1 protein-coding gene is annotated in these 393 nt (G+C 59.3%); it reads right to left on the reverse strand.

All coding sequences use genetic code 11. From position 1 onward, the window contains the following. Window positions 1–393: SRPBCC domain-containing protein (locus tag AB4Z23_RS28840; protein ID WP_441361355.1), on the reverse strand; the 393-nt coding region annotated here is incomplete at both ends.

Raw genomic sequence — 393 nt, forward strand, 5'->3', positions numbered from 1 at the left:
ACAAGCTGCGCCAGTTGCTCGGCAACCGTGTTCCAGCCGTCGAAAAATCCCATCTCCGCGTGCTTGTCGCGATCCCCAGGGTTTCTATGCATGGCATAGGCCACATACTCCATGCCTTCAGGATGATCGCGAAAACTCATCACCGCGGTGAGGAATGGGCGCGCGGACGGGCGAAAGCCTGCCGTCAACGCGTCGGTGAAGACCAGACGCTCCTCATGATCCACCGCCAGGAAACAACCGCTTATGTGATCGCCAAATGCCTTCCCGTCTTCGCTGTAGCGGGTCTCGAAAGCGCCGCCGGGGAAAAGCTCCATTTTCTCGACACGGCATTTGCCGGGATGCGGCACCCACCACTGTTCGAGGCTGTTTTTGTCGACCCAGGCGTTCCAGACC

Origin of the sequence: Agrobacterium sp. MCAB5 (assembly GCF_052114365.1) — a bacterium.
In the GTDB taxonomy this organism is placed as follows: Bacteria; Pseudomonadota; Alphaproteobacteria; order Rhizobiales; family Rhizobiaceae; genus Agrobacterium; species Agrobacterium tumefaciens.